Origin of the sequence: Janthinobacterium lyxosi, assembly GCF_051380665.1 — a bacterium.
GTDB lineage: Bacteria > Pseudomonadota > Gammaproteobacteria > Burkholderiales > Burkholderiaceae_D > Janthinobacterium.
Genome location: NZ_JBNYXM010000059.1, coordinates 1 through 8,071, shown reverse-complemented (window position 1 = coordinate 8,071; position 8,071 = coordinate 1). Strand labels below are relative to the sequence as shown.

At 57.7% G+C, this 8,071-nt stretch carries 11 protein-coding genes and 1 pseudogene; 5 read left to right on the top strand and 7 right to left on the bottom strand.

Annotation, left to right across the window (positions count from 1 at the left end; translation table 11 throughout):
* Positions 1-330 precede the first annotated feature (330 nt).
* Positions 331-1,239 (bottom strand): LysR family transcriptional regulator, encoded by a 909-nt coding sequence (locus ACQ4WP_RS28535; protein ID WP_436526578.1) that lies wholly within the window; start codon positions 1,237-1,239, stop codon positions 331-333.
* 132 nt (positions 1,240-1,371) lie between these two features.
* Between ACQ4WP_RS28535 and ACQ4WP_RS28530 the strand changes: the two are divergent.
* The 5 genes and pseudogenes from ACQ4WP_RS28530 to ACQ4WP_RS28510 all read left to right on the top strand — a co-directional run.
* Positions 1,372-1,608: pseudogene (locus ACQ4WP_RS28530) on the top strand (aldo/keto reductase); the annotation flags it as partial.
* Positions 1,609-1,926: 318 nt separating this feature from the next.
* Positions 1,927-2,514: a flavodoxin family protein gene (locus tag ACQ4WP_RS28525; protein ID WP_436507323.1), complete on the top strand. Its 588-nt coding sequence runs from the start codon at positions 1,927-1,929 to the stop codon at positions 2,512-2,514.
* Positions 2,515-2,546: 32 nt separating this feature from the next.
* Positions 2,547-2,993, top strand: a complete 447-nt coding sequence (locus ACQ4WP_RS28520; RefSeq protein WP_436526576.1) for an ester cyclase — start codon at positions 2,547-2,549, stop codon at positions 2,991-2,993.
* A 598-nt stretch (positions 2,994-3,591) separates the two neighbouring features.
* A complete protein-coding gene (locus ACQ4WP_RS28515) occupies positions 3,592-5,016 on the top strand; it encodes a tyrosine-type recombinase/integrase (protein WP_436526575.1) in 1,425 nt (474 codons plus the stop codon).
* A gap of 207 nt (positions 5,017-5,223) precedes the next feature.
* Positions 5,224-5,487: a hypothetical protein gene (locus tag ACQ4WP_RS28510; RefSeq protein WP_436526573.1), complete on the top strand. Its 264-nt coding sequence runs from the start codon at positions 5,224-5,226 to the stop codon at positions 5,485-5,487.
* 107 nt (positions 5,488-5,594) lie between these two features.
* On the opposite strand, the gene ACQ4WP_RS28505 is transcribed toward ACQ4WP_RS28510, so the two are convergent.
* The 6 genes from ACQ4WP_RS28505 to ACQ4WP_RS28480 form a co-directional block, all read right to left on the bottom strand.
* Positions 5,595-5,972, bottom strand: a complete 378-nt coding sequence (locus tag ACQ4WP_RS28505; protein WP_436526571.1) for a hypothetical protein — start codon at positions 5,970-5,972, stop codon at positions 5,595-5,597.
* Positions 5,969-6,364: a hypothetical protein gene (locus tag ACQ4WP_RS28500; protein WP_436526569.1), complete on the bottom strand. Its 396-nt coding sequence runs from the start codon at positions 6,362-6,364 to the stop codon at positions 5,969-5,971. Before ACQ4WP_RS28500 ends, ACQ4WP_RS28505 begins: the two co-directional genes overlap by 4 nt.
* Positions 6,361-6,825 (bottom strand): D-Ala-D-Ala carboxypeptidase family metallohydrolase, encoded by a 465-nt coding sequence (locus tag ACQ4WP_RS28495; RefSeq protein ID WP_436526567.1) that lies wholly within the window; start codon positions 6,823-6,825, stop codon positions 6,361-6,363. The genes ACQ4WP_RS28500 and ACQ4WP_RS28495 overlap by 4 nt, the downstream gene beginning before the upstream one ends.
* Complete coding sequence (locus ACQ4WP_RS28490; protein ID WP_426074855.1) at positions 6,816-7,076, bottom strand: hypothetical protein; 261 nt, start codon at positions 7,074-7,076, stop codon at positions 6,816-6,818. The genes ACQ4WP_RS28495 and ACQ4WP_RS28490 overlap by 10 nt, the downstream gene beginning before the upstream one ends.
* Positions 7,073-7,438, bottom strand: coding sequence for a hypothetical protein (locus tag ACQ4WP_RS28485; RefSeq protein WP_071077676.1), 366 nt, complete (start codon positions 7,436-7,438; stop codon positions 7,073-7,075). Before ACQ4WP_RS28485 ends, ACQ4WP_RS28490 begins: the two co-directional genes overlap by 4 nt.
* A gap of 166 nt (positions 7,439-7,604) precedes the next feature.
* Positions 7,605-8,071 (bottom strand): hypothetical protein (locus ACQ4WP_RS28480; RefSeq protein ID WP_436526565.1); only part of this gene is annotated, 467 nt, incomplete at its 5' end.

Genomic DNA, 8,071 nt, shown 5'->3' with positions numbered 1-8,071 from the left:
GCCAGCGGCGCCACTCGCGCCTCGGCAATGTTCCGCCCGCGTTGTTTGCTGAAAAATTCAGCAAACAACCACAGGCGGCTTGAAACAAGAGTGTCCGCTATTGACAGTACACCTCAATTGACAGTACACCTCACTTACTGCGAGGCCACCCGGTTTTACATTGGCTAGCTGCGTCGGGAGCGAAGCCGTAAGGTTATGATTCACGGCAAATGATGTGGGTCGTTAGTAGAGCAAATAAAGTTGGTCGGACCACACACAGTTAAGTGTGTGACTCAATAAGCCAAGCGAACAGGGAAAACTAGATGCGATAGCAATCGCAGTCCGCCGTGACTACCGGTCCAGGTAAGGCATCAGGATGTTCTCAAGCCACTCGACGAAGAGGCGTACCCGGCGTGACAGGTTATGTCGGTGTGCTACCACGATAGATACTGGCAAGGATTTTGGCCGCAAATCAGGCAGAATTTCTATTAGCTCGCCACTGCGAAGGAAAGGCTGAAGGCTCGAAAGGCCGGCCTGAATCAGCCCAAGCCCCGCCAGGCCGGCGCCATGGTATGTCTGCACGTTGTTGACGCTGAGCGATCCTGGAAGTGCAAGCACAGCATAGGTCTGACCTGTTGGATATTCCCAACCAAGCGTCCGACTGCCCAGTGTTGGGGTGTAGTGCACCATGCGATGTCCCTGCGCCAACAGGTCTTCCAGCGTGTGCGGAACGCCGTACCGCGCTAGGTAGGCTGGACTCGCGGCATTCACCATCCGCAAGGTGCCAAGCGTCCGCGCAACGAGGGTCTCGTCAACGATGCCACCAACGCGAAGGACGCAATCCATGCCTTCCTGAATCAAATCAACGCGCCGGTCAGTGCTGGATAACTCCAGCTCGATTCCGGGGTATCTCTCCATGAACGTGGGCAACGCCGGCATTACCGTGGAGCGAGCAAATTCAGTAGGCAGATCGATGCGGAGACGGCCGCTGAGCGGGGCCTCGCTCGCGGCGAACATCGCGCTTAGGTCCTCAGCATCGGCAAGCAATGCACGTGCGCGCGCGTAAAAGCTGCGGCCATCCTCAGTCAACTGCACTATCCGGGTTGAGCGGTGCAGCAAACGGGCGCCCATCTGAGCCTCCAGTTCACGCACCACGTTCGATGCGCGTCCTTTCTGGATGCCGAGACTCTCTGCGGCGTGAGTGAAACTGCCCATTTCTGCAATGCGAACAAAGATTGCCAGCGCCTCAAGATTTTGCATTGTAATTTTTTAGGGTAACAATGGGTTTTGATTGGAGTACTTTATAGCAAAAGTCGCACAGGGCATAGTTAACTCTACTGGAGCAAAGGGTTGCTCCCACGAATGTTGGAGGTCGCAATGCTCTATAAGTAACTGGGAAACACTGGACTGTTCGTGTCCGAGCTTTGTCTCGGCACCATGACCTTCGGACCTTCGGGACAAGAAGGCCTGTATCACGATATTGCGGGGATGGATCAGCTGACGGCAGATAGCATCGTTGAACAATGCATCGCTGCCGGGGTCAACTTCTTCGATACCGCTGATGTTTACACGCAGGGCCAGTCCGAGCGAATGCTGGGGCCGGCTTTAAAAAATCTTGGCTGGAGCAGAATTTAAGTGCCGTAAAGCTCCAATTCGATGCTGATGACCTCGACTTGCTTGATAGCGTCAGCGAGCTCACGCCTGAGTATCCCGGGTGGATGCTTGAGCGCAACTCTCCTACGCGTATGCCCGCTGGCACCCAAATCATGACGGGCGTGCCTATTCCAACAGTAAATGCGAACGAGGCCGCCGTTGATCTCTGAGCGACGCGCAGAGTGCAGCTTAAAGCAACTGCAAAAGCACACTTATCGCAGCGTTGTGGTTTCCGTTTTTTCTGACGTCCGCTAAAGCTAGCGAATCACATTACTTAACATTAAGGTTTTTATCATGAGCATGCATTCTTCGGAATTAAAAGGTGTCGTTATTTTCCATTCGGGCTATGGCCACACTAAGCGGGTGGCGGATGCCGTTGCGACAGGCGCGAGAGCAAGCTCGTTGCAAATCGATGCAGATGGGAATCTGTCCGACCAGGCATGGGCGGAAATCGATCAAGCACATTTCATCATTTTGGGATCGCCCACCTATATGGGCGGACCTAGCTGGCAATTCAAGAAATTCGCGGACGCTTCGTCCAAACCATGGTTCGCAGATCTTTGGAAGGACAAAGTTTTTGGGGGATTCACTAATAGCGCCAGCGTCAATGGAGACAAACTGGCGACGCTGCAGTATTTCAGCCTGCTTGCCGCACAACATCGCGGTATCTGGGTGGGCGTGGGAATGAAATCGTCCAATACAAAGGCCTCTCAACGAGATGACATCAATCGTATGGGGTCCTTCCTCGGGCCGATGGCGCTGTCGCCGGCCGATGCGGCACCCGAAGAAATGTCTTCAGGCGACTTGGAAACCGCGCGTCTTTACGGCTCGCGTGTTGCCGAGATAGCTGCAAAATTGCTCTTGGGCGCTACACCATACTGATTCCTGCTCAAGCAACTAAACTAATTACTCTCATGAATACGTCAAATATAGACTTGTCCTCGCAATTACGCACCGAACGCATCGCAGTTGAAACGCTGTATCGCGCGTTTAACGAGCAAAAGCCAGATATCGTGGATTCGATCCTCGCACCGGAGTGGCAGGATATTCCGCTGGCGCCAGGCCAAGGATCCGGTCCAGCCGGCATCAAGCCCATCATTCGCATGGTTGTTGCCGCGTTCCCGGACGTGCACATCACTATCCACGACATGGTTCAAGAGCCGGGCAAGGTTGGCGTGCGTGCCGAGCTCAGCGGTACTCATCTGGGCGAGCTGTTCGGCATTGCGCCAACCGGCAAAAAGGTGAGCTTCCGCCTGCACGAATTTCACACCGTAGCCACCGGCCTAATCACCACCACCTGGCACATGGAGGACTGGTTCGGTTTGTTCTTGCAACTGGGCCAATTCCCATCGCATGGTTAAACTCATCAATATCGGCCGGCATTACATCAGAAATATCAGCTGGTGGAGAATGCTGGCATCTGAAACGCGGCTCCCCTGCCGCGCAAAGAACTGACGCCAGCTGTTGGTTTGGTCGTCATTCAATGGTCTAGGCAGCGTCAGATCACTTTTGCCTGGTTTACGACAGGATCGCGGCGTTCGCGAGGACGTAGAGGGGCGTCAAGTCGGCCGGGTTAATTCGGCCAGCAAACGAACACGCTCGGGCTTGAGAAAGAATCGTCAGTAGGAAAAACCTGTTTCAACCTATACCAAATGATTGCAAACAAGCCCATGTTTTCGTAGGGGTAAATGCAGGGGCAAAAACTCACAGACAAGAAAAAGGCCAATCCGAAGATTGGCCTAAGTCTTTGATTCTATTGGTCGGGACGAGAAGATTCGAACTTCTGACCCCATGCACCCCATGTGAAAAAACGATGTACGGGCATGCACGCCAATGTCAAATCAAAAATAAATAATCGTTATAAATCAATAACTTAGAAAATATGTTTGTACGATGACATACGAGGAGATACACTAGCAACCAATACTATTTAAGGCACGGTTAAGGCACGGAAACGATATGGCAAAAATGACGGCGAACCAAGTGGCGGCGCTCAAGCCGAAAGACAAGTCATACAAGCAGAACGTGGATACCGGATTGCAGCTCCGCATAGCAATCAACGGCGTGAAAACATGGGTAGTCCAATATGTGATTGACGGTAAGCAGCGTGAAATGCGCCTCGCACGCCCCTTCGGCACGACCACCAGCGATGGCTATATGTCTCTGGCCGACGCGCGTGAAGAGGCTGCCAAGGTGCGCGCGATGGCCCGATCTGGTGTCGATATTCAGGTTCAGCAGGAAGAGCAACGGGCAACTGTGGAGCGGATAAAATCCGAGGCGATTGCAGAGCAGGAGGCGGCCGCAGCAATTAATAAGGCGGCCAGCCTGACCGTCCAAGATATGTTCGACGCATGGATAACTGACGGCGTGCGCCGCAAGGACGGCAACGCCATGCTCAAGCGCATGTTCGCTGCCGACGTGCTCCCAGCCATAGGCGCCGTGGCCATCAAGGACGTGACCGAGCACCATTTGCGCGGCGTGCTTCGCGCTATGGTCGAGCGAGGCGTCAACAGGTCGGCCGTGATGCAGCGGAACAGCCTGACGCAAATGTTCGCCTGGGCCCGCAAGCGGCAGCCCTGGCGCAAGCTACTGGTCGACGGCGATCCGATGGAACTGATCGAAATCGACAAGATCGTCAGCCCCGACTATGACCTCGACAATATGCGGGATCGCATCCTGTCGGCCGACGAGATCCGCGAGCTGCACGCCATCATCGCCAGGATGCACACGGACTACGACGCCGCGCCAAACAAGCGCATCGTGCAGCAGCCCCTAGAGGCGACGACCGAGCGCGCCATCTGGATCATGCTGTCGACCATGTGCCGCGTCGGCGAGACAGCAAAGGCGCGCTGGGAGCACGTCAACCTGGCCGCCGGCACCTGGTTCATCCCGAAAGAAAACGTCAAGGACAACGTAGCCGACCTGACCGTCTACCTGTCGGCGTTCGCGCTGGACCAGTTCCAGCAGTTGCACGCGCGCACTGGCCGCAGCGCCTGGTGCTTTCCAGCGCGGAACAACGACGCCAACATCGAGGGTAAGTCGATCAGCAAGCAGGTCGGCGACCGCCAGTCCATGTTCAAGAAAAACAAGGATGGCACGCCGCGCGCGCCACTGAGGAATCGACGCAGCGACGATACTCTGGTGCTGGGTGGTGGGAAGAATGGGGCCTGGACGCCACACGACCTGCGCCGGACGGGCGCGACGATGATGCAGGCGCTGGGCATATCACTGGAGCTGATCGACCGTTGCCAAAACCATGTGCTGCCGGGCAGCAAGGTGCGCAGGCACTACATGCTGCACGACTATGCGGACGAGAAGCGGGCGGCTTGGGCGGCGCTGGGTGAGAGGTTGGCGGCGCTGATCGCGCTTCGTGACAATGTGTGATTATTTCTTGTTGGCAATTTGCTATACTTGCCCGTATTACTTAACCATATTTCAATAGATAAATATTGAAATTCAATCTCTCGGAAAAACAATAGGGAAATGAAAAGATTAATAACTGTCTTCGCTATTTATTGTATTTGGTGCTCTATTCTTGCCTTTGTTGACGTCGATTGGGATGCGAAGAGCGAGCTTACAGTCAAGGATTCGATGTACAAACAAACCTTGTACATGAGTCGACCGCAACTAAAAGTATATTTTAACGACCTTGATACCATTGATTCTGCATCAATGATGGGGGGAGTTAAAGGGAATTTTTTAGACGGAAAAGAAGTTAGCGACATACATGAGTTAGCCAACAGAATTCGATCAAAAAAGGGGCAAGAAGCTATCGACTATCCATCAAAACCATTTATCGATAGCGTCCGCAGCTTCTTTGTAATTCCGTTTCAGGTTTGGATGTCCAGGGATTAAATTAGCCCCAAAATGCCGCAGAAATTTCTACCATCCTATCAAGCCACTTGCCGTCACAAACGCCTGACACGCCCGCCCCGTTGCAGCCACCTCTTCCGTTTGCAGGATCAAGGCTTGAATATCTCGCGCCACCGCGTCAGGAAGTAGCCCGCCGGCGGGATCGGCTGCAGCGCCTCTTTCGGCGCCTGCGCCGCCGGCCGGGGCGGCAGGTCCAGCACTTGCACAGAAGGCGTGCTTACGACGCTAAGACAGCCCTCGATAATCGCCTCCAGCTCACCCTCGTATTCCCGCCCGCGCGGCCAGTCCCGCGCTAGTGCCAGGATGATCTCGCCATCCGTTGCCGCTGGCGTCAGCTTGTCGAACTCATAGGCCGGCCGCTGCGGCACCACCTTTACACATGGTGTAAAGACGGGAACTTCGCCCCGCTGCGGCGCCAGTGGCGCGCTGCCGCAGCCGGTAAGCAGCAATACAAGCATCCATCTCATCGCACGCCCTCCAGCAACAGCCTGACGGCCGGCATGGCCTCGTCGCAGGTCGTGGCACGCGCGCCAGCGACCTGCGCCAGGGCGGCGTCATACTTCTTACCCTTGGCAGCGGCCGCCTCCCGTGCCGCCGCGCCGCGCTCCTGCGCCGCCAGGGTTGCCTTGGCCATGCCATCGATGGCGCGGTTTTGCTCGATGATCGAGCTGCGCAGCTGCGCGCTAACGCCTTGCTCCAGCACCAGCGCAGCGCGCGTGGCGTCACGGTCACCGGCGGCCAGCCACCAGCCGGTGCCGGTGGAGCTGGCCACCAGTAACAGCGCGGCGGCCAGGACGATGGCGGCCGCCTTCCAGACTCCGCTGACGGCGCCGGCCACCAACGCGCCCAAGGCGCTCACGGCCGCACCTGCAAGATGCCAGCGCGCGGGCCGTGGCGGTCGATGGTGATGATGCGATTGATCGGCTTGGCCACCATGCGCGTGCTGACATGCACCCAGGTCAGTTCGTTGATGATCTGGCCGATGCCGAACTCGTCCAGCTTGGGCAGTAGCGCCTGGCATACCTGGTACGGCGTCATGCGCAGCGCCTTGAAGTCAGCCGCGCAGCCGCGCACATGGTCGCTACCATCGCTGCTGCCGACGCCCCGATTTACCGGAATCGAGCGGTAGCCGCTGATATTGGTCAGCGGCGTGTCGATGCCGGCGCAAGCCGTCAGGTAATTGCGGATGCGCTGCAGCAGCTCGGCCGTGCGCTGCAGTTCGGCCAGCACGACGGCCGGCGGCGCGTTGTCGACACCATGGCGCGCCGCCCAGTCGGAGGCCGTCAGTTCGGCCAGCGAGAAATTTTTACTCAGTTGCATGACGATCCCTTCCAGAACGATGAGCGCCGGTCGACGCAGACTAGCGCAGCGATGCCACAATGGAGCAGCACCTCGGGCCAGGCCGGTGTCACGCCGAACAGCAGCACGGCGGCGGCACCGGCCGTGAGCGCTATCCACGTGATGCGGATAGGACTGCCCGTGCCAGGCCGCATGTGATTGAGCTCGACGAACAGCCCTCGCGCCAACACGATGGCCGCCGCCGCCATGTCGATCAAATACAAAATGTTCATGGCACGTCTCCTTTCTTGCGCAACCAGGCGAATGCGGCCGGGATGATGACCTGGGCGCACAGGCCCAGGCCCGCTGCGGCGGCGATGCGGATACCCGATTCGCCGGCGCTCGACAGGAATGGAAAATAATTCGCTGCGGTGACGCTGGCCACCGGCGCGAACCAGCCGGCGATCAGCGAGGAGCCGATCACGCTGCCGGCGATCTGCGGGCCGCGCATGGGCGGCAGGTAGGACAGCGAAACTAGGCCGCCAGCCAGGCCGGCCAGCAGCGCGTCATACTGCACGCCCAGGATGGATCCGGTCAGGGTGATGGTGCCGGCGGCGATTGCAATGCCGACGGTGCTGCTTGCAGGTTCAGCCATATTGGCCTTTCGGGTTGGGTATGTGGGTGGATTGCTCTAGAGCAGCGGCTAGCGCTGACATTACGAGCATGGCTGTCTCATTTCTAGGGAAAGGTGAGACAGTATTTTTCTGATGGTGGAAATGAAAAAACCCGCCGAAGCGGGTTTGTGGTGGAGTGCTGCTGTGCTACACGACCTTGACCATCACATAGGCCCGGCCGTCCGGTTCAATCGAAATCACGCGGCCGACCGCGCGCAAGTACTGCTTCATGCTGAGGTCATCCTCGTGCACGGCAATGCCCTTGATGCCGGCACCGTCCTGCACCGGCACGATGTAGTCGCCCGGCTGGGCGCCTTGCACGTTGACCGGCACGCGGCCGGCGATGGCGATGCGGTCGACCTTCTGGCGCTCGACCTCCAGCGCCGCGTCGAAGGCAGCCATGGCCTCGGCGTCCTGCTGCGCGGCGATGTTGTGGGTGGCCAGCGCGGCGGTGTAGGTGGACTGCTTTTCGGCCCACTCGTCATCGGTGTCGCCGAGTTCGGTTACCACGTCCTCATATTCCGGCGGATTGGTACCGGGCACTGGCTGCTGCGTGACCACGTCTTCACGGCGCAGGGGCTGGGTCGGTGCTGGCCCTGCCTGGGGCGATGGGC